Source organism: Pseudomonas sp. NFACC02, from assembly GCF_900110765.1.
Classification (GTDB): domain Bacteria; phylum Pseudomonadota; class Gammaproteobacteria; order Pseudomonadales; family Pseudomonadaceae; genus Aquipseudomonas.
Window position 1 is genome coordinate 117,635 of record NZ_FOEO01000009.1, and the last position, 21,070, is coordinate 138,704.

The window sequence follows — 21,070 nt, forward strand, 5'->3', positions numbered from 1 at the left end:
TTACTGTTGAGCGTCTTCGCACACGGCGCAGACCGGATGCTTGTTCATCAAGGCCTCACGCTGGGCTTGCGGCAACAGACCTGCCTGAATGGCCGTCAAGGCAGCCGGCGCAAGCGGCGCGGCCTGAAGCGGCGCGACACCGACCCTGGGCACGCCTCCCAGTTGAATCGGCGTGCTGCTGTAGATGCCGTCGGGCCCGATCACGATGTACTGACCGCCCGCCTGGAGTGTCAGGCTCATGTCAGCACTGATGACCACGTTGGTGGCGGTGACGTGGGCCTGCGCCCCTGCCTGAACCACCACCGTGCCGGCCGCCATCACGCTGCTGTTGCCGGTGATGCTGATCACCTCGTCACCGCCGATAACGGTATTTCGCTGGCCCTGGGTGGTATGCGTTTCATCACCCTTGATCAGGCTGGACCGGTTGCTGCCAACCTGTTCGAAGCAGTCATTGCCAATCAACGTGTGGCTGTCGTGAGCGACCTGTTCGCGACAGTCATTACCGATCCGGACGTGGCTGTCGTTCAGAATCAACTGCTCGATGTCACGCTGGGCCCGCAGGTAGATCAGCTCCTGACCGGCCCGGTCCTCGATGGACAGCTCGTTGTATCCGCCACTTGAGGGCGAACTGTGGCTGCGCAGCACGGTTCTGGTTTTATTCGCGGGCAAGGGATAGGGGACCGCCATGACCTTGTTGGGCACGCAGCCCGTGATCAGTGGTCTGTCAGGGTTGCCTTCCAGAAAGGTCACCACCACTTCCATGCCGACACGCGGAATGGTCAACGAGCCAAAATTGTCCCCTGCCCAGCTGGACGAGACCCGTAACCAGCAACTGCTCCTGTCGCTACGAAGCTCGGCTCGATCCCAGAGAAACTCAACCTTCACCCGTCCGTATTCGTCGCAGAAAATATCTTCGTCAACGGGGCCGGTGACACGGGCGGTCTGGCTGACTAATGGCATTTTGCGCGTGACCAGAGCCGGCCGGTAGAACGTATCCCAGGGCAACGCGCGGAAGCTGTTGCGGTAGCCCTGGGTAAAGCCGCGCTCAGGCGCTGACTCATGGCTGATGAACTCCTCCAGCGCCTGAGGTTGCTTGCCGGAATGGGTCACGCTGAGCAACAGCCACATGGCGTTGCATTGCTTACGTGGATGCTCCGTCAGTGTGAACATGTGCCCGCTGCGCAGCACGGGCTGATCACTTTCTCCTTCCGCTAACTGGTAGTCGGCGCGATGCCGCTCAAGGGCCAGACGGGCGTCCTGGTTGCGCGACCGCTCATCCGTGCCCATCGTCGGGTAGCGGTAGTCTTCAAGTGCGGGTCTGAAACCGGTAGTGAGCTTGCCCTCCAGCCGAAGGCCAGGGCGCGCCAGGTTATAACCACGCCGAGTGGCCACGCTGGTCCGGGTGCTCAAGCGCATAGCGAACTGATTGACGACCGGATGATCGGGCACCTGACCGTTGTCTTGGTGATAAGGCGTGTCACCGAGCAAGGGGAAGTAGGTCTGGGCGTCAGTGAAGATAAGCCGATGACCCTCCCTGCTGTGCTGGTGATGCCAGGAAATACCGTCTTCGCTGCATAATCGCTGGATGAACTCAAAGTCGCTCTCAAGGTATTGCGTACAGTATTCGCGCTCCGGACTGGTGGTGACATAAAAGGTGTAAGCGTTAGCGAATATGCCATGTCCCTCGAGGACTTGAGCGATGATCTGCGGCACCGTAAGGCGCTGGAAAATGCGTTGATCGTGGCTGAACTGCAAGTAGTACAACGCTGGCACCAGCGTCACGTGATAGTGCGTCAAACGCGTACCGCACTTTCCCACGCGCACATCTTCTATATGCCCGTGCAGGCCCTCGCCAGTGAAACCGAACCTCAGAAACGCCGGCTGAGCGAGCAAGCTTTCAAGGTCCACGCGAGCGTTTTCACTGACCAGCTCGATTTCGATGCCATAAAGGGTGTTGATCGCTTCGGTACCGGTAAAGGCCAGTACCTTGAAATCGTTATGCACAGTGGGGATCAGAAGCGAAAACTGCGCGGTGTCGGCGGATGCGAACATGCGCTTATCCTCAGGCGGTGGGCGGAGAGAGAGAACGCGATGCCCACCGCTTGGTCGGTGCAGACAAATGCGTCGATTTGCGGGCACGCTAACAAGGACGGAAAAAAATTTATGCAGGAAATTTCCCAAAACATCGACAGATCTGAGAAGTACTTAGGTGAGGGCAAGCGTCTGTTTTTTGCAGAGAACTAAGAACGTTGCCCGGCTTGTACGGCTCTAGCCTGCACATCCCCGCAACCTGTCCTACACTCCCCGGTAACAACAAGAAAACACCAAGGGGACGCACCATGATCGATCACCGCCTGACTCATCGCTGCCTGCTGGCTGAAATCGCCTCGGGGGAGGACCTTCACAGCGGCAAACCTACACAGACCCTGCAAACACTTTTGCTCATTGGCTTCATCACGCGCCAACCCAGTCCCGACCGTACGTTCTCTCACCTGGCCCTGACCGAGGCGGGGCACCGTTACCTGGCCGGTTTATGGCACTGAGCTGACGTTCGGTCGACAGATGCGTCCAGCCCTGTCGACCGCCAGTCCTCATTGGGGTATCGGTCGCCGCCGTCGGGAACTATACTCGCGCGCCTGTTTTTGCCTCTGAGGACTTCATCATGGCCGACGCCAATCTCGACCGCACTCTCAACCTGCTGGCGCACTTGCGCAGCATTCTGGTCGCGCTCGGTGAAGCCGAACAGGTTCCCGAAGAAAGTCATGCGCTGTTTCTGGAGCGCTACGACGAGCTGACATTGCTGCTGCCGGTGGAGCCCATCGAAAGCCAGTACCTGGGTCAGGACCTGCTTTGCCAGGTGATCCAGCGCTACCCGCAAATTGCTCACCTGGTGCCACGCGACCTGCTCTGGTACTTCGGCGGCGACTGCCTGCACTTCATGCCCGACGAAGAAATCGACCTGTACACCGCGCTGGAAGAGCGTCGCTTCGAGGCTGAGGAGAACGAAGAACCGTTCGACTGGGACCAGGAGAAACAACTGCTGGCAATGGGTCAGGACGGACCCCGGCACTGATGGGGTCCGGTGATCGGTGTTGGCGGCGACAGGACGGACGAAGCACCTGTCGGGCGCCGCGGTTCGGCACGTAGGGGGCCGCTACTGAACCAGCAGCTCCGGCGGCACAAAAGCGGTGATCGCCGGTAACTCGCCCTGCCACTTTTCCACCTCGACGGACGCCGTCTGTGCCGAGCAGCCTTGCGAAAGTCGCGATGAACCAATGTCCTCTGTGACCACGTTGGGATTACCGTGTTTTTCGAGGCCGTGCGGCTGCCCTTTCACCAGTGGGTCGAACCAGGCACCTGTCGCGATCTGGGCCACGCCCGCCCGGATGTCGTCGCAGAGGATAACCCCGGCCAGAAAAGCCCCCCTCGCGTTGAACACCTTGACCACATCGCCGTCGGCGATGCCTCGTTCCTCGGCATCCTGTCGGTTGAGGGTCAGGGGCTCACGCCCACGGATCTTCGACGCCTGACTGCAAGCGCCATGATCGTATTGGCTGTGCAGGCGCGTTTTGGGTTGGTTCGACAGCAAGTGCAGCGGGAACTCGGCGGGCGGCTTATCCAGCCAGACCGGATGCCCCGGGCAATCCGGGTAGCCGAAACCGGCAATCCGCTCGCTGAAAATTTCGATCTTGCCGGAGGGTGTCGGCAACGGATGGGCCTGCGGATCGTCACGGAATGATTGGAGCAGAACGGTTTCCTGCGCCGGGTAGTCGATTTCGAACACGCCGTCGCGCCAGAACTGCTCGAACGCTGGCAGATCAATGTCGAACTCCTCAGCCCGACGCCGCGACGCTTCATAGAGAAACCGCAGCCACTGCCCTGCGTCACGACCTTCGGTGAAGGTCTCTTCAAAACCCAGACGCCGCGCCAGTTCCGCCAGAATCGAATGGTCATCCCGGGACTCGCCAATGGGCTCGATCGCCTTCTTCATGGCGATCATGTACCGATCTGACGCCGCGCTGCCAATGTCGTCGCGCTCCAGCGCCGTGGTCACCGGCAGGACGATGTCCGCGTATTTGGCCTGCGCGGTCCAGTATTGCTCGTGAACCACAATGGTTTCCGGACGCTGCCACGCCACCAACAGGCGATTGAGGTCCTGATGATGGTGAAGGATGTTACCGCCCGCCCAGTACACCAGCCGGATGTCGGGGTAGTGCAACCGCTGGCCGTTGTAATCGAAGGGTTCGCCGGGGTAGAGCAACATGTCACAGACTCGCGCCACCGGAATGAACGCCTTGACCGGGTTAACGCCCTGGGAAAGGCGCGGGCCGGAAAAGGCCTTGCGACCGCTGCCCGTGTTGTTCAGGCAACCATACCCCAAGCCGAATCCACCGCCCGGCAAACCGATCTGCCCCAGCATGGCGGCCAGGGTCACGGTCATCCAGAAGGGTTGTTCGCCATGCACCGAGCGCTGGAGCGAATAGGCCACGTTGATCAGGGTTCGCTTGCCGGCCATCTCTCTGGCAAGACCAATGATCCGGTCCGCCTCAAGACCGGTCAGTGCAGCGGCCCACTCAGGCGTCTTGGCCACGCCGTCGAGATGACCACGCAGGTACGTGATGAATCGCTCGTGGCCCACGGTGTAACGCCGAAGAAAATCCTCGCTGTACAGCCCTTCGTCTACCAGCACCCAACACAACGCCATCATCAGCGCCGTGTCGGTGCCGGGCCGTACCGCCAGCCACTCATTATGCTCAGGACCTTGCAGGTCATCGCGCAACGGGCTGACGTTGACGAAGCGCACGCCCGCCTGCGACATCCGCTCGATAGCCCCCGCCACCTGATGGTCGCTCGCGCCGCCCGGACTGCACTGGGCGTTTTTAATAGGCAAACCGCCGAATGCCACAAACATCTCACAATGTTTTGCCAGGTTCTCCCACGGGGTGTGAGCCGCCAGCAGCCAGTCCATGCTGCCGACGACGTGCGGCATCACCACGCGCCCGGCACCCAGGCTGTAGCTGTCGACGCTGGAGACGTAGCCGCCGAATCCGTTGAGGAACCGATGCAGTTGACTCTGAGCATGATGAAAACGCCCGGCACTGCCCCAGCCGTAACTGCCGCCGAAAATCGCAGCGTTGCCATGCTCGCCTTTGACACGCGTCAGTTCGCGGGCAACCAGGTCGAGCGCGGCGTCCCAAGACACTTCGACAAAGGCCTCCTGCCCCCGCAGGTGCGGGCTTCTCAATGCCGGATGATCGGCAAAACGCTCAAGAAAACCGCGCCGAATGGCGGGGCGGCGGATGCGGGTCGGCGAATCGATCGCGCCGGGGATCGACGCGCCTATGGGCGATGGATCGGCATCCCAGGAAACAGGCTCCATCGCCTCCAGCCGCCCATTCACCACCCGCGGGCGATACGCCCCCCAATGCAACGACGTGAAGCCCATAATGCTTACCCTCCCGATTTCGCTGTCGAAGGCACCGGCGAGCACGTCGCTGCCACCGGCTCGCCCTTGCGGTCGCCTTATATCCGCGTTACGCATCAGTGCTGTGCTTGTGCCAACCGCCTGTCGTCAGCACCCGGCTCTGCGATGAAGTCGTCGAATACAGTGGCAGCCGGACGCCATTTAGTCAGCCCCTCCTGGTTGAAAAAATCATAGGTCAGACGACAGTTCAGGCAGATGCCTTGATCAGTGTCGGGGAGGAAGTTCGACAAGCGCCGCCGTCTGGTGAAAAATACGAGCTTTGCCTGAGGATGAGCCACCGCCTCCCGGGCGACCGCGTGTCCAATGAGGTCCAGTATGCTGTTCACCCAGTCCCACATCCCCGACCCTCTACCGGATAACTGCATGAGGGTGTTGTTTGGTTTAGTGACCTCGTTTCCCGGCAAGGGTAAGACGTCGTTGCTCAAACTCTTGCGGGCGATGGGCGTGTCGGACTTTCACGGCAAGCTGGTCGACGCTCCTGCGCTGGTGAAGATGCTGGAGTGGCTGCAGCACGAAGAGTGGGTGGTGCTGGATCAACAACCTGAAGGGCAATACTTCAGCGTCGCCCCGGCACGCTACAACCGCGTGTTGCTGGACCTGTTGAACGCGCCGGACCGTGATCAGTGGCTGCACGAGATCATCTCGGGATTGCCTGCGCTCAGTGCCTGGCAGACGCCCGCCCGATCACGCATATTGCAAGACCTCTGGCTCAGCCTGCTCATCGGCGATACAGGCGCACTGGATCAATCGCTGCAACTGGCCACGTATATTTTTGTCCACCCCACTAACGCCGCACCGCACCCCATGCACGTGCTGCAAGGCAGCCCGGAAGGTCTGGAGGTGTTTGCCCGACTCGATGACGCCGCGCGAGCGCTGCTGGTGGAAGACCACCTCAATCTGCTCAACGCTCGGCTCGGCCCGGCCGGTCACACCTACGAGCTGGCCCTGCGTGAGATGGAGGTCCAGCCCTCCTTCGAGCTGGCAGTGGAGCTCTCGCTCCAGGCGCTGTGGCGTGGCGACTGGGACATGCTCGATTACCTGGGCGCGAATGAGCTGGAGCTCATGCACCGAACCATCAACCTGATGCTGCGGGGTCAGGTGACCGAGACACTGCTGCTCATGCGCAGTTGGCTGACCGAAATGCGCAGGGTCCTCAAGAAGCGCAAGATCGACCTGCCTCCGGTGCTCAATGCGTTTTACTGCCTGGCACTGTTCGCCGAGAACGATCCGAAACAACAGGCGCAGCTCAAGCAAGCCATCACCTTGGGGGTGAAAGAGAATTACGGCGCCGCCTATGACGTCCTTGAACATCTGCTGGAACAGTTCAAAGGTGAAAAGTCGTCCATGTCGTCGTCGCGCCTCCCTGCCACATTGAATGGCATGGATGGCTTGGTACTGGCGCTCGCGCTGTACTGGCTGGACGCCCCCCAGGCGCGCCAGGAAAAATGGCACACGATGCTGGAGGATTACCGCGATCAACTTCACCGGGAAGGCTATGCCTGGCTGGCGGCAGAGTTCGACGCGCTGATCGCCGTGCAATTCGGATCGCCCCGGCAATTTACCGATGTACACCTGAGCGCCGATCTCCAGCCGCTGGTGTCCCTGCTGTATCGCCAGGAAGCCTGGCAGCATGCGCTCAATGCGCTGAGTCAGCTGAGGCCCGGAACGGTTGCCGCAACCGCCACCGCCGAAGAGAAACCCACGCGTCTGGCCTGGCTGATTTCGTTGAGCACCTACCATGTGCAGGTCGAGCCACGCGAGCAAAAGCGCAACGCCAAGGGCCAATGGAGCAAAGGTCGCACCGTCGCGCTGAAACGCCTGATGGACGACGGCGCGATCATGGATTTCCTCTGCGAGCAGGATCGCCAGGCCATCAGCGCCATTGTGGTCAGCCATTACCATTACGGCAGCGTTGAGTACGAACTCCCCGCTGGCCTGGCCTTGCCTCGGCTGGTCGGACACCCGGCGCTGTACTGGCAGGACGCGCCTGATGTGCGGATCGACCTGCAAGCCGGCCAGGCCTCCCTGAACCTTCAGTCCCGTGGCGGGCAGATTCACCTCCAGCTTGAGCCGCAGGGCATCGTCGGCGCAGAGGACGTCTACCTGCACAAAGAAACGCCGACCCGTCTTCTGGTTTATCCCATCAGCCGTGAACTGCGCAAAATCGCCGAGATCGTCGGCAAAGGTTTGAACGTGCCGACGGAGGCGAAAGCGCAATTGATCGAAGCCGTCAGCGCCATCGCCCCGCTGCTGCCGATTCACTCGGACATTCCCGAGCTTACCGGGCACCTCGATCAGGAACCCGCCGACACCCGCCTCTACGCCCACTTGTTGCCTCTGGCCGAAGGTGTCCGTTTGCAATTGCTGGTGCGTCCACTGGCGGACGGCAGTTGGTTCCGTCCCGGCCAGGGCGCCGAAAACCTGCTGGGCGAGCGCGGCGGCAAGCCCCTGCAGGTCATCAGGAATCTGGACGCTGAACGGCAGGCGCTGCAGCATGTGCTGAACGCCTGTCCGGGACTCGCCTATGCCGACAGCGATGGCCAGGAGTGGCAACTGGATCAACCTCAGCATGCCCTGCAACTGCTCAGCGAATTGCACGCGCTGGACGGCGAACAGCTTCATTGCATCTGGCCGGAAGGCGAACGCATGCGCATCAAGGGCCGCTCCGGCCTGAGCCAGCTCAAACTGGGACTTCGTCAGCAGGGTGACTGGTTTGTCCTGCAGGGCAGTATCACCCTGGACGACGGCAAGGTGCTCCAGTTGAAACAGATGCTGGAGTTGCTCAAGGCCAGTCCCGGGCGCTTCCTGAAACTCAACGAACACGACTGGCTGGCCCTCGACGACAGCCTGCGCAAGCGCCTCGATGAACTGGCGCACCTGGCGGACCGGGTCAACGACCAGGGACTGCGCCTGAGCACGCTAACGACGCCGCTGCTGGCCAGTCTTGCTCAGGAGGCCGGGGAGTTCGAAGCCGATGCGGGGTGGCAAACGCACCTCGACAGGCTGGAATCGTTGCGCGATTACCAGCCTCAGGTGCCGGGCACCCTGCAAGCCGACTTGCGCGATTACCAGCACGAAGGCTTCGTATGGCTGGCGCGTCTCGCGCAATGGGGCGTGGGCGCCTGCCTGGCCGACGACATGGGCCTGGGCAAGACCGTGCAGACATTGGCGTTGCTGTTGCAACGGGGGAGTCTGGGGCCGCAACTGGTGGTGGCACCGACCTCCGTCACGCTGAACTGGCAAGCCGAAAGCGCCCGCTTCGCGCCCAGCCTGAAATTGCGGCTGTATCAGCAGAACCGCAGCCTGGACGACCTCGGCCCAGGGGATCTGGTGGTCGTCAGTTATGGCCTGCTGCAACAAGAGACCGCTGCGTTCACCGCGCAGCACTGGAGCAGCGTGGTACTGGACGAAGCGCAAGCAATCAAGAACGCACAGACCAAGCGCTCCCAGACGGTCATGGCACTGAACGCCGATTTCCGCATGGTCGCCACCGGCACGCCACTGGAAAACCACCTTGGCGAATTGTGGAACCTGTTCCGCTTCATCAACCCCGGCCTGCTGGGCAGCCAGGACAGTTTCGCCGCGCGCTTCGCAACCCCCATCGAGCAAGGCGATGTCGCGGCACGACGAGCGTTGAAGGCATTGATTCAACCGTTCATTTTGCGTCGCCTGAAAAGCCAGGTGCTGGAAGAACTCCCGGCGCGCACCGAAATCACCTACAAAGTGCCGCTGTCGGACGAAGAAGCCCATCAGTACGAGGCCCTGCGTCAGCAAGCGGTCGACACGCTCTCGCGCATCGATCCGCAGGCGGTCAAATCCATGCAGGTGCTGGCGGAAATCACCCGTCTGCGGCGCTTCTGTTGCCACCCGTCTCTGGTCCTGCCGGGCTCGACGCTGCCCGGCAGCAAGTTGCAAGCCTTCAAGGAGATCGTCGAGGAGTTGCTGGAGAACCGTCACAAGGCGCTGGTGTTCAGCCAGTTCGTCGATCACTTGAGCATCGTGCGGGCATGGCTCGACCAGCAGGGCATCGCCTATCAATACCTGGACGGCGCAACTCCGGCCAAGGAGCGCCAGAAGCGCGTCGAAGCCTTCCAGGCGGGCGTGGGCGAAATCTTCCTGATCAGCCTCAAGGCCGGCGGCAGCGGTCTCAACCTGACGGCAGCCGACTACGTCATCCACCTGGACCCTTGGTGGAACCCAGCGGTTGAAGACCAGGCCAGCGACCGCGCCCATCGCATGGGCCAGCAACGGCCGGTGACGATCTACCGGCTGGTCACGGAGAACAGCATCGAAGAACAGATCGTCGCTCTGCACGGGCGCAAACGCGATCTGGCCGACAGCCTGCTGGACGGCGGCGAGATCAGCGCAAAACTGGACGCCGACGCGCTCTTGAAGTTGCTTAAAGGCTGAATGCGACGAGGTGGGCCTGAGACGTTTTTCAGGCCCCCCGGGTATGGAATTGCGTGGCAAGTACACGCTGTCCGCGGAAGGTTGCCCCTTCGGCGCTGTCGCACTGACCCTGTGAGGCGCACCATGCAGCAGTTCAGAAACGAGGATGGACGGGGCCTGGCTGCAACGGGCGGGGATCCTGCACACCCTCCCGTTGTGCTGCTGCATGGTGGAGGACAGACCCGGCATAGCTGGAATAACGCGTTCGATGCTCTGGTGACAGCCGGGCACTATGTCATTTCGTTCGATGCGCGGGGCCATGGTGAAAGCGACTGGGACCCGCGCGGCGACTACACGCTCGATGCCATGGTTGCAGACTTGCATGCGATCCTTGCCCACCTGTCGTCCCCGCCTGTTCTGGTGGGCGCCTCAATGAGCGGTCTGACCGCGCTGGCGGCGGCGGGCGAAGCGATTGCCCCGATCGCTCGCGCCTTGGTGTTGGTGGACCTCACACTCCACATCAATGCAGAGGGCGCCGAAAAGATCATGACTTTCATGCGCAGCCACGTACAGGGTTTCGAAAGCCTGGACGAGGCCGCTCAAGCCGTGACCGCGCGTGCGCCTTACAAACCGAAACAGATAGGGTGGATAAAATGACCTCTGGTCCTCTTCAAGGTTTGAAAGTGGTGGAGTTTGCCGGCATTGGGCCCGGCCCGTTTTGCGCCATGGTGCTCTCGGACATGGGCGCGCAAGTGATACGTATCGATCGTCAAGCCAGCACGGCGATGAACCCGGCCGTCCACGTGGACGGACGCGGTCGTCGCGCTATCGTGGCAAACCTGAAAGACAGCCGGTCAGTCGAAGCGTGCCTGGCCCTCTGCGACCAGGCGGACATCGTCATCGAGAGTTACCGACCGGGGGTGATGGAACGCCTCGGCCTCGGCCCGCAGGTCATGCTGGCGCGCAATGCGCGTCTGATCTACGGCCGAATGACCGGATGGGGTCAGCACGGCCCCTATGCACAGCGGGCGGGTCACGACATCAATTACATCGCCATTACCGGCGCGCTTGCGGACATCGGCCCCCGTGACAAGCCTGTACCGCCGTTGAATCTGGTCGGGGATTACGGCGGTGGAGCCATGATGCTCGCGGTCGGGCTTCTGGCCGGCGTACTGAATGCACGTAGCACCGGCCAGGGGCAAGTGGTGGACGCTGCCATCACCGATGGCACCTGCTACCTGACCGCGATTCTCTACAAGCTGCGCGCACTGGGTCAGTGGCAGGAACAGCGCGCGGCCAATCTCCTGGACGGGGGGGCGCCCTTCTACGATACGTATCGCTGCGCGGATGGAAACTTCGTAGCCATCGGCGCGATTGAACCTCAGTTCTATGCCTTGCTGTTGGAGAAAACGGGCCTGGCCGATACCTTGACTCAGCCACAGATGGACCGCGCGTCGTGGCCGCAGATGAAAGCCGTATTCGAGCGTACATTCGCCAGCAAAAGCCGCGCGGAATGGGTTCGGGTGATGGGCGATGCCGATACGTGTTTTGCCCCGGTACTGAATGCCGCAGAGGCCGCCATGGACCCGCATAACATCGCTCGCGAGACGTTCATCGAACTCGACGGCGTTCATCAGCCGGCACCGGCCCCTCGCTTTTCTCGAACCCCGAGCGCGGTGCAAGCTTCCTTGCAGGGTGATGCCGCACGCGAGACGCTGGTCGACTGGAATGTCGACGCCGCCGCCATCGACTACCTGCTGAACGGCAGAGCATCGGATCAGCCCCACTGAGCGGCGCAACGATCAGGGCGCGGGCATGGCTGCTAGCGCCCTGTAAACATCGCCCGACGCTTTTCCCGGAACGCCGCCACACCTGCGGCAAAGTCCAGCGTCGCGCCCGCCTGACGCTGGCTGCGACGCTCCGCCGCCAGGGATTCGGTCAGCGAATGATCCAGCGCATAGCGAAGACCCCGACGGATAAGCGCGTACGCCCGGGTAGGCCCCGCCGCCAGACAACAGCGCGGCGAACGCTACTTGACCGTACAAATTGTGAGGGCTGACCTGAGGAAACCGGGTCGGGGCACTTCGTAGCTCGCGGCAATGGCAACACCAGCGACCAGGGTCGATCTCCTTGCCTGATAGGCGAAGTTGCTTAAGGGCTGAATGCGACGAGGTGGTCTGAGACGTTTCAGGCCCCTCTCGGTCCGCACGCCCAAAAGTGAGACTGGAACTAAAAAACGCACAAACAAAAACGCCGCTCTGGTGAGCGGCGTTTTTGTGAATTTGGAGCGGGAAACGAGACTCGAACTCGCGACCCCGACCTTGGCAAGGTCGTGCTCTACCAACTGAGCTATTCCCGCAATATGGCGTCCCCTAGGGGACTCGAACCCCTGTTACCGCCGTGAAAGGGCGGTGTCCTAGGCCACTAGACGAAGGGGACACTGCCTGAAACACCATGGTGTTGTGTTTCAGTTCCAGAAATCCATCCGAAGAGGCTTTCTGGTTTCACTCAGCTTCGCTTTAAAGCGAAACTGCTTAAAATTGGAGCGGGAAACGAGACTCGAACTCGCGACCCCGACCTTGGCAAGGTCGTGCTCTACCAACTGAGCTATTCCCGCAATGGCGTCCCCTAGGGGACTCGAACCCCTGTTACCGCCGTGAAAGGGCGGTGTCCTAGGCCACTAGACGAAGGGGACACGCTACAACATTCACTCCCTGCCGCGCTTCGCTGTGTGCTTTACGCTGCAAGTGGCGCGCATTCTATGGATGGTTGGAGGGGTCGTCAACCCCCCAATGAAAATTTATTCAAATCAATGACTTCGCCCTCTATTTCGGTAATGGACGGCCGATACAACGTTGTCAGTGCACACGGCAATCAGTAGGCATCTGACCATTACCCTTTCCGCGATAGTGCATAGCCACTACACTCGGCGCAAATAACCTGAATTGAGGCTAGTACGGTGACACCACTCTTTATCACCCTGTTGGTTGTAGCCGGCATCGTACTCCTGATTGCGGTTGGCTATTTGAATCACGTGGCCGAAAGCAAGAAGGTCGAGCGCGCGCGCACGCTGGTTGAGCTCAACGATCGCCTGCGGCGTTGCAGCGAGCTGTCCGAAACGTTCCCCGGCCAATTGATGACCCCGGCACTCAAGCTCTTGCTGGTGCGTCTGGAACTGAACGTGGTCAAGCGCCTGATTGCCCTGGAGAGAAGAAACAACCCCGGCCTGCAGGAACGCGAGACCGAGCTCGAAGCACTGGTGGCCCAGGGCGATGCCATCAAGGTCACCAACCCGGCCAGCCCGATTCAGACAGAAGCCAAGGCCAAGGACGTGCGCTTTCTTCTGGAAGCCATGCATGGACAGGTCACCCGCGCGGCCCATGACGGCGCCTTGCAGACCGCCGAAGCCAAGCACTGGATTCGTGAGATCCGCAACATGCTGGTGCTGCTGCATATCGAGTTCTTCAACAACCTGGGGCAGCAAGCCTTGAATCAGGAACAGCCCGGTCAGGCGCGTCTGGCGTTTGAACGCGGCGTGCAATACCTGAAGAATCAGGCCGAACCTGCGCCGTGGAAAAACCACTTGCAGGCGATGGAACGGCAACTGGCACGGGCCAATGCGATGGTGCTGGACACCATTGCGCCGACGGAAGATGACCACAACGAGCTCACCGAAGGCCTCAAAGCCGACGACGCCGATGCCGAATGGAAAAAGAAAGCGATCTACGACTGATGTTCCCGGGCTGCGGAGCGAATGCAGTCGCTCCACAGCCCGACGCGTCTCAGCAGTCAGTGGCTTTGAGGAAAATCGCCGCCAATTGCTCGATACCCGCCTGATCCGCCTCGCTGAAACGCGCCAGACTCGGACTGTCCAGGTCCAGCACACCGATCAAACGCCCTTCCTTGACCAACGGCACGACCAGTTCACTGTTCGACGCGCTGTCGCAGGCGATGTGCCCCGGAAACGCGTGCACGTCGAGCACGCGTTGCGTCTCACGGCGTTGCGCCGCCGTTCCACAGACCCCCTTGCCGAACGGAATCCGTACACAGGCGATTTGGCCCTGGAACGGACCCAGCACCAGTTCTTCGTTACGGCTAAGGTAAAACCCCGCCCAGTTCAAATCGTCGAGCTGGGTATAAAGGAAGGCAGAAAACTGTGCGGCGTTTGCGATGAAGTCGCGCTCGTCGGCCAGCAGGGATTCCAGTTGCGCAGCCAGCAGGCGATAGCCGTCCAGCCCCTCGCCCGCTGCATTCAAATCGATCATGGATGTTGCTCCAGCATTTTCAAACCAACCCAATAACGGGCGAACTGATAGGCACACCGGCCATTTCGGTTGCCGCGACCGGTCGCCCAGCGCACGGCAAGGATGTCGAATTCAGGGTCACGCTGCCATTTCAGACCGGCCTTGGCGGCCAGCTCGCCGACCCAGTGCTCTACCACGTCAAGGAAGTGTTCCTGCGTGAAGGGATAGAAGGACAGCCACAAACCAAAGCGGTCAGACAGGGCAATCTTGTCCTCCACCGCTTCACTCGGATGAATCTCGCCGTCGTCGCCGCGCTGCCAGTGCGCATTGTCGCTTTCCTTCTCCGGCACCAGATGACGACGGTTCGACGTGGCGTACAGCAAAACGTTGTCCGGCGCCTGCTCCAGAGAACCATCGAGCACACTCTTGAGCACGCGATAATCGCCTTCACCGGAATCGAACGACAGGTCGTCGCAGAACAGCACGAAGCGCTGCGGCAACTTCTGCAATTGCTCCACGACCCTTGGCAGGTCGCCCAGGTGATCGCGCTCGATTTCAATCAGACGTAAGCCCGCCTTGGCATGCTCCGCCAGCAGCGCGCGCACCAGCGAAGATTTGCCGGTACCGCGCGATCCCCACAGCAGCGCGTGGTTGGCGGGCAGACCGTCGATGAACTGCTGGGTGTTGCGCCCCAGCTGTTCACGCTGATGATCGACGCCGATCAAGTCGGACAGGCGCATGTCCAGTGTCACATCAAGCGGCATCAGGTAACCGACGCGACCTTCACGCACCCAGCGCGCGGCCAGTGCCTTGTCCCAGTCCACCGGCTCGCGCACGGCCGGCAACAAAGGCTCGAGGCGCGCCAGGACCGATTCGGCGCGTTCCAGAAATGCGTTCAACCGAGAATCCACAATGTCTCCTTGATTTAACTGGTTAAAGCCGGTGTGCGATCAGCTATGCTTGACCGCGACGGACACATGAAGTGCAAGTGCCCTCTGGATCAAATGCCCTTATGGATATACCAGTCACACACCGATTGTCGTTCAAACAGGCCCGTATGACGGTTCTGATCGGCTTCTTGTTGGGAACCCTGCTCAGCCTCGTCCAGATTGCGATCGATTATGCCAGCGAAGACGCCTCCATCGATCGTGAAATTCGCTCCCTGCTGCAAATCAGTCATAACCCCGCTTCGCGCATCGCCTACAACATCGACGCCGAGCTCGCACAAGAGCTCACCATGGGCCTGCTTCATTCGCCCGCCGTGGTCGGCGCCCGACTGATCGACAACAACAACGTTGTCCTGGCGGCCGTGTCGCGCCCTCCGGCGCAAAGCCCCTATCGCATGCTCAGCGACGGACTGTTCGGCAAAAGCCGTCAGTTCGAGGATGTGCTGCACCTGGACCATATGCCGAACGAGGCGATCGGTACGCTGTACCTGGATGTCGACACCTTCGAATTCGGCAGCCACTTTTTGCAGCGGGCCGAAATCACGATGCTCAACGGCTTTGTCCGCAGCCTCGTGCTTGCCGCGATCCTGATGGGCTTGTTTTACCTGACCCTGACCAAGCCATTGACCGGTGTCATCCGGGCACTGGCCCAGCGGGATTCGCGTAGCCCCAGGCAGGTTCCGCTGCCCTGTCCCGCCGGGCATGAGAACGACGAAATCGGTGTCCTGGTGCGGGTCGCCAACCAGCAGTTCGACAATGTCGCCTCTGAATTCGGCCGGCGGCTGGACGCCGAGAACCGGCTGACCGATCACTTGAACGAGCTTGAAGACATCGTTTCGGCCCGCACCCTGGAACTCAAGTCCAGCAACGCACGCTTGAGCCAATCCAACGAAGAGCTGCAGATCGCGCGCAGCACCGCACTGGACATGGCCCACGCGCGCTCGGCGTTCCTGGCGCACATGAGCCATGAGATCCGCACGCCACTCAATGGTCTGCTGGGCATGCTGGCGTTGTCACTGGACGGACCGCTGAGCGCTGAACAACGGCAACAGCTGTCGATTGCTCACGACTCCGGCAAAGTCCTGGTCGAGTTGCTGAACGACATCCTCGACCTGTCTAAATTCGATGCTGGCCAGCTCGAACTGGAACGCATTCCCTTTGACCTCGCCACACTGATCGAGGACACCGCCAACCTGCTGTCGCAGAATGCCGCTCCCAGCGTCGAGCTCACCTGCCTGATCGACCCTCGCTTCCCGGCGTTGCTCCTCGGCGATCCGACACGGGTTCGTCAGATCGTCAGCAACCTGTTGTCCAACGCGCTCAAATTCACCCGCGAGGGCCGCGTCGACGTGCGTTTGAGTCAGCACGAGGACATGGTCCGCATCGAAGTGCGCGACACCGGTATCGGCATCGCCCAGGATGCGCAGGCGAAAATCTTTCAGCCGTTCACACAGGCCGAAGCGGCGACCACCCGTCAGTATGGCGGCACGGGCCTGGGTCTGACCCTGACCCACAACCTGTGCGAAGCCATGAACGGTCAGTTGAATATCGAATCCACCCCGGGTGTCGGCAGCCGGTTCTATGCCGACCTGCCCCTGCCGGAACACGCTCCGCCCCCCGTCTGGCCGGGACTTAACGGGCGAGTGGTGGTGGTCAGTCCGGCGAACAGTGGTCTGGTTGAGATGTTGAGTCGGCTGCTGCCGGAATGGGGCATCGAGTATCGGCACTTTTCAGCCAGCGACCCCCACCCGGAACTGCCACCGGATTTGCTGATCACCGACTGCCCTGAATGCCTGATCGGCGTCCGTCCGGCCACAAAGATTCCCATTCTGCTGGTCACCGCGTACGGCAACTTCATGCCTGCCCAGCAAGTGGTGGCGCTCGCACCGCTGCAACAACAGGCACGGCCGTTGTCCCGCAGCGTTTTGCATCAGGCGCTCAAACGGGTGTTGCTCGTGGACGAGCAACAGGCCGGCGATCGACCCACGAGCGGGCTGCCCCAGGCCCATCGTGCGCGCATTCTGCTGGTGGAGGACAACCCGGTGAACCAGTTGGTGGCCAAAGGCATGCTGGGCAAACTGGGTTGCGAGGTGGTCGTCAGCAGTCACGGCGGTGAAGCTTTGCAGCAACTGGAACGCGGCCGTTTCGATCTGGTGCTGATGGATTGCAACATGCCAGTGATGGACGGCTACGCCGCCACTCGCTTGATACGTCAGAGCGGGAAATGGCCAGACCTGCCAATCATCGCCCTGACGGCCAACGCGATGCCGGAAGAGCGCGAACACTGCAAGAACGCCGGGATGAACGACTACCTCGCCAAGCCGTTTCACCGCGAAGAACTGGTGAATCTGCTGGATCAGTGGATCACGGCGGCGCCCATCAAGCCGTAAGGCACACGCTAAGCACGCCGCAGTCGCTTGAGGCTTGAGACTGCCCCTATTTCAACAACGCTTCGATGTCGGACGTCAGCTCTTCGGGCTTGGTCATCGGTGCATAACGCTTGACCAGCTTGCCGTCCCTGCCGATCAGGAATTTGGTGAAGTTCCACTTGATGCGCTCAGACCCCAACAGGCCCGGCGCCTGTTTCTTCAGTTGCACGAACAGTGGATGGGCATCGCTGCCGTTCACGTCAATCTTCTTGAACAACGGAAAACTCACACCGTAGTTCAACTCGCAGAACTCGGAAATCGCCCCTTCGTTGCCCGGTTCCTGTTTCCCGAACTGATTGCACGGGAAACCCAACACCACCAGCCCCCGATCCTTGTAGGTCTCCCAGAGCTTCTCAAGACCTTTGTACTGAGGGGTGAAACCGCATTTGCTGGCGGTGTTAACCACCAGCAATGCCTTGCCAGCGTAGTCGGCGAGCGTCTTCTGCTCGCCGTTGATGGTCTGCACCGGAATGTTCAGCAACGTCTCGCTCATGGCGATGCCTCGAAAAGGATCAAGCGGCCAAATTAGCGCGCCGTTGATTGGCGCGCTATCCAATTATCGACGGTGATACCGGGCCATACGTTCCAGGCACACGCTCAGGCTGCGCGGGGTACCAGGTCCAGGCACACCGAGTTGATGCAATAACGCAGACCTGTCGGCGGTGGACCGTCAGGAAATACGTGCCCCAAGTGCGCATCGCATTTGGCGCAGACCACTTCGGTACGGATCATCCCGTGACTGACGTCGCGCACCTCTACCACGGCACTGCCCTCGATCGGCGCATAGAAGCTCGGCCAGCCGCAGCCCGAATCGAACTTGGTGGTGGAATCGAACAGCGCTTCATTGCAGCACACGCAATGGTAGACGCCATCGGTTTTGGTGCTGTTGTACTTGCCTGTGAAAGGCCGCTCGGTGGCTTTGAGGCGACAGACGTTGTATTGCTCCGGATCAAGCATCTGTTTCCATTCTTCGAGGGTTTTTTCCAGCTTTTCCACGGGTACACCTCCACAACTGAAAAAGCCCGATCTGTGTCTTTTCCACGGATCGGGTGGCACGTATGATTGCGCCTTCGTTAGACGCCAGTCTGTCACCCGCGTTTCTCGCATACAAACCCATTTTGATGGCGTAGTGCTTAACGGTCCGCCTTCTTCGTTTACCGCGGGTCGTCCATTTTCGGGATCAATCACCATGCAGTTCAGCAAATCGAACAAGCTTGCCAACGTCTGCTACGACATTCGCGGGCCCGTGCTCAAGCACGCCAAGCGCCTGGAAGAGGAAGGCCATCGCATCCTCAAGCTGAACATCGGCAACCCGGCGCCGTTTGGTTTCGAAGCGCCGGACGAAATCCTGCAGGACGTGATCCGCAACCTGCCAACGGCGCAAGGCTACAGCGACTCCAAAGGCCTGTTCAGCGCGCGCAAGGCGGTGATGCAGTACTACCAGCAAAAGCAGGTCGAAGGGGTCGGCATCGAAGACATCTACCTGGGCAACGGCGTCTCCGAGTTGATCGTCATGTCGATGCAGGCCTTGCTGAACAACGGCGACGAGGTCCTGGTTCCCGCGCCTGACTATCCGCTGTGGACCGCGGCCGTTGCACTGTCCGGTGGCAATCCGGTGCATTACCTGTGCGACGAGCAAGCCAACTGGTGGCCCGATCTGGATGACATCAAGGCCAAGATCACCCCCAACACCAAGGCCATGGTGATCATCAACCCGAACAACCCGACCGGCGCGGTGTACTCGAAAGAAGTGCTGCTGGGCATGCTGGAAATCGCCCGCCAGCACAATCTGGTGGTGTTTTCCGATGAGATCTACGACAAGATCCTGTATGACGACGCCGTACACATCTGCACGGCATCGCTGGCGCCGGACCTGCTGTGCCTGACCTTCAACGGTCTGTCCAAATCCTACCGGGTGGCCGGTTTCCGTTCGGGCTGGATCGCGATTTCCGGACCCAAGCACAACGCCCAGAGCTACATTGAAGGCATCGACATTCTCGCCAACATGCGGCTTTGCGCCAACGTGCCGAGCCAGCATGCCATCCAGACCGCACTGGGCGGCTATCAAAGCATCAATGACCTGATCCTGCCGCCGGGCCGCCTGCTGGAGCAGCGCAACCGTACCTGGGAACTGCTCAACGACATTCCCGGCGTCAGCTGCGTGAAGCCGATGGGCGCGCTGTACGCCTTCCCGCGCATCGACCCGAAAGTATGCCCGATCCATAACGATGAAAAATTCGCGCTGGACCTGCTGCTCTCGGAAAAACTGCTGATCGTTCAGGGCACCGCGTTCAACTGGCCATGGCCGGACCATTTCCGCGTGGTGACGTTGCCGCGTGTGGATGATCTGGAACAAGCGATCGGACGGATCGGCAATTTCCTCAAGTCCTACAAGCAGTAATGCTGCTTGCGTAGAAGCCGGCTTGCTGGCGAAGACGTCGCGTCAGGCACCTCCATGTTTCTGCCCTGACGCCTCTGCCAGCAAGCCGGTGCGAAGCGATTTAGAGAACCACCGCTCTACCCTCACCCTCTCGCCAATGGCCCATAATTGCATTGGCGACGCTAAACGACACAGTTTGAAATAGTCGACCGGTTGAATACGCACAGACATCACCTTATATACCCCGCAACACGTTACACATTCTTCACGAGGAGACACTCCACACCATGATGCGCATCTTGCTGTTTTTGGCCACTAACCTTGCGGTCGTGCTGATTGCCAGCATCACCCTGAGCCTTTTTGGCTTCAATGGGTTCATGGCGGCCAACGGGGTTGATCTCAACCTCAATCAGCTGCTGATCTTCTGCGCCGTATTTGGTTTCGCCGGCTCGCTGTTCTCGCTGTTCATCTCCAAGTGGATGGCGAAGATGAGCACTGGCACCCAGATCATCACCCAACCCCGCACCCGTCATGAACAATGGCTGATGCAGACCGTAGAACAACTGGCCCGCGAGGCTGGCATCAAGATGCCGGAAGTCGGTATTTTCCCGGCCTATGAGGCCAACGCCTTCGCCACCGGCTGGAACAAGAACGATGCACTGGTTGCCGTCAGCCAAGGCTTGCTGGAACGCTTTTCGCCCGATGAAGTGAAGGCGGTCCTGGCCCACGAGATCGGCCACGTCGCCAACGGCGACATGGTGACGCTGGCGCTGGTGCAGGGCGTGGTGAACACCTTTGTGATGTTCTTCGCGCGGATCATCGGCAACTTCGTCGACAAGGTGATTTTCAAGAACGAAGAAGGCCAAGGGATCGCTTACTACATCGCGACCATCTTTGCCGAAATCGTCCTGGGCTTCCTGGCCAGCGCCATCGTCATGTGGTTCTCGCGCAAGCGTGAATACCGTGCCGACGATGCCGGTGCCCGACTGGCCGGTACCGGCGCGATGATCAGCGCTCTGCAGCGCCTGCGTTCGGAACAGGGTGTTCCGGTACAGATGCCCGACAGCCTGACCGCGTTCGGTATCAACGGCGGGCTGAAGCACGGCCTTGCTGGTCTGTTCATGAGCCACCCGGCTCTGGAAGATCGTATTGAAGCCCTGCGCCGTCGCGGTTGATTGACCTGCAGCTACGAGAAA

At 60.6% G+C, this 21,070-nt stretch carries 16 protein-coding genes and 4 tRNA genes; 9 read left to right on the plus strand and 11 right to left on the minus strand.

All coding sequences use genetic code 11. The features are described 5' to 3' along the window. Entirely contained in the window at positions 1 to 2,052 is a 2,052-nt protein-coding gene (tssI, locus tag BMY73_RS10715; RefSeq protein WP_092406984.1) for a type VI secretion system tip protein TssI/VgrG, read from the minus strand. Between the two features lie 287 nt (positions 2,053 to 2,339). Here tssI and BMY73_RS10720 point away from each other — a divergent pair, with 287 nt between their 5' ends. Then, positions 2,340 to 2,543 (plus strand): hypothetical protein, encoded by a 204-nt coding sequence (locus BMY73_RS10720; protein WP_092406986.1) that lies wholly within the window; start codon positions 2,340 to 2,342, stop codon positions 2,541 to 2,543. Between the two features lie 119 nt (positions 2,544 to 2,662). Next, positions 2,663 to 3,073 (plus strand): PA2817 family protein, encoded by a 411-nt coding sequence (locus tag BMY73_RS10725; RefSeq protein ID WP_092406988.1) that lies wholly within the window; start codon positions 2,663 to 2,665, stop codon positions 3,071 to 3,073. Positions 3,074 to 3,154: 81 nt separating this feature from the next. On the opposite strand, the gene BMY73_RS10730 is transcribed toward BMY73_RS10725, so the two are convergent. Further along, complete coding sequence (locus tag BMY73_RS10730) at positions 3,155 to 5,446, minus strand: molybdopterin guanine dinucleotide-containing S/N-oxide reductase (RefSeq protein WP_092406990.1); 2,292 nt, start codon at positions 5,444 to 5,446, stop codon at positions 3,155 to 3,157. 95 nt (positions 5,447 to 5,541) lie between these two features. After that, complete coding sequence (locus tag BMY73_RS27950; protein ID WP_139214201.1) at positions 5,542 to 5,811, minus strand: hypothetical protein; 270 nt, start codon at positions 5,809 to 5,811, stop codon at positions 5,542 to 5,544. Between BMY73_RS27950 and BMY73_RS10735 the strand changes: the two genes are divergently transcribed. The 3 genes from BMY73_RS10735 (at position 5,801) to BMY73_RS10745 (ending at position 11,664) form a co-directional block, all read left to right on the plus strand. After that, positions 5,801 to 9,895 carry a DEAD/DEAH box helicase gene (locus BMY73_RS10735; protein ID WP_092406992.1) on the plus strand — a complete coding sequence of 1,365 codons (4,095 nt, stop codon included), beginning with the start codon at positions 5,801 to 5,803 and terminating at the stop codon, positions 9,893 to 9,895. The two genes, BMY73_RS27950 and BMY73_RS10735, sit on opposite strands and share 11 nt — an antisense overlap. Before the next feature lie 123 nt (positions 9,896 to 10,018). Continuing rightward, the gene (locus tag BMY73_RS10740; RefSeq protein WP_092406994.1) at positions 10,019 to 10,531 is read left to right on the plus strand and encodes an alpha/beta fold hydrolase; all 513 of its coding nucleotides are present in this window, start codon (positions 10,019 to 10,021) and stop codon (positions 10,529 to 10,531) included. After that, positions 10,528 to 11,664 (plus strand): CaiB/BaiF CoA transferase family protein, encoded by a 1,137-nt coding sequence (locus tag BMY73_RS10745; RefSeq protein WP_092406996.1) that lies wholly within the window; start codon positions 10,528 to 10,530, stop codon positions 11,662 to 11,664. The genes BMY73_RS10740 and BMY73_RS10745 overlap by 4 nt, the downstream gene beginning before the upstream one ends. Positions 11,665 to 12,157: 493 nt before the next feature. Here the strand turns inward: BMY73_RS10745 and BMY73_RS10755 are convergent. The 4 genes from BMY73_RS10755 to BMY73_RS10770 all read right to left on the minus strand — a co-directional run bounded on the left by BMY73_RS10755 (position 12,158) and on the right by BMY73_RS10770 (position 12,569). Next, positions 12,158 to 12,233, minus strand: a tRNA-Gly gene (locus BMY73_RS10755). Between the two features lie 4 nt (positions 12,234 to 12,237). Further along, positions 12,238 to 12,313: transfer RNA gene (locus BMY73_RS10760), tRNA-Glu, on the minus strand. A 102-nt stretch (positions 12,314 to 12,415) separates the two neighbouring features. Next, positions 12,416 to 12,491, minus strand: a tRNA-Gly gene (locus BMY73_RS10765). A gap of 2 nt (positions 12,492 to 12,493) precedes the next feature. Then, positions 12,494 to 12,569, minus strand: a tRNA-Glu gene (locus BMY73_RS10770). A gap of 264 nt (positions 12,570 to 12,833) precedes the next feature. On the opposite strand from BMY73_RS10770, the gene BMY73_RS10775 reads away from it, so the two are divergent. Beyond that, complete coding sequence (locus tag BMY73_RS10775) at positions 12,834 to 13,607, plus strand: hypothetical protein (RefSeq protein WP_062380362.1); 774 nt, start codon at positions 12,834 to 12,836, stop codon at positions 13,605 to 13,607. Between the two features lie 49 nt (positions 13,608 to 13,656). On the opposite strand, the gene BMY73_RS10780 is transcribed toward BMY73_RS10775, so the two are convergent. Next, on the minus strand, positions 13,657 to 14,139 hold the full coding sequence (locus BMY73_RS10780) for a GAF domain-containing protein (RefSeq protein WP_092406998.1): 483 nt from the start codon (positions 14,137 to 14,139) through the stop codon (positions 13,657 to 13,659). Then, complete coding sequence (locus BMY73_RS10785) at positions 14,136 to 15,029, minus strand: ATP-binding protein (RefSeq protein ID WP_092407000.1); 894 nt, start codon at positions 15,027 to 15,029, stop codon at positions 14,136 to 14,138. Before BMY73_RS10785 ends, BMY73_RS10780 begins: the two co-directional genes overlap by 4 nt. Positions 15,030 to 15,130: 101 nt before the next feature. Here BMY73_RS10785 and BMY73_RS10790 point away from each other — a divergent pair, with 101 nt between their 5' ends. After that, positions 15,131 to 17,455, plus strand: a complete 2,325-nt coding sequence (locus BMY73_RS10790) for a hybrid sensor histidine kinase/response regulator (RefSeq protein WP_092407002.1) — start codon at positions 15,131 to 15,133, stop codon at positions 17,453 to 17,455. Positions 17,456 to 17,501: 46 nt separating this feature from the next. Here BMY73_RS10790 and BMY73_RS10795 read toward each other — a convergent pair whose 3' ends face one another. Together BMY73_RS10795 and msrB are read right to left on the minus strand one after the other, a co-directional pair. Then, positions 17,502 to 17,987 carry a glutathione peroxidase gene (locus tag BMY73_RS10795; protein ID WP_092407004.1) on the minus strand — a complete coding sequence of 162 codons (486 nt, stop codon included), beginning with the start codon at positions 17,985 to 17,987 and terminating at the stop codon, positions 17,502 to 17,504. Between the two features lie 104 nt (positions 17,988 to 18,091). Next, positions 18,092 to 18,490 (minus strand): peptide-methionine (R)-S-oxide reductase MsrB, encoded by a 399-nt coding sequence (gene msrB, locus BMY73_RS10800; protein ID WP_062380353.1) that lies wholly within the window; start codon positions 18,488 to 18,490, stop codon positions 18,092 to 18,094. 193 nt (positions 18,491 to 18,683) lie between these two features. Between msrB and BMY73_RS10805 the strand changes: the two genes are divergently transcribed. Beyond that, complete coding sequence (locus BMY73_RS10805) at positions 18,684 to 19,895, plus strand: pyridoxal phosphate-dependent aminotransferase (protein WP_074757687.1); 1,212 nt, start codon at positions 18,684 to 18,686, stop codon at positions 19,893 to 19,895. A gap of 266 nt (positions 19,896 to 20,161) precedes the next feature. Further along, positions 20,162 to 21,049 (plus strand): protease HtpX, encoded by an 888-nt coding sequence (gene htpX / locus BMY73_RS10810; RefSeq protein ID WP_062380349.1) that lies wholly within the window; start codon positions 20,162 to 20,164, stop codon positions 21,047 to 21,049. Positions 21,050 to 21,070 lie beyond the last annotated feature (21 nt).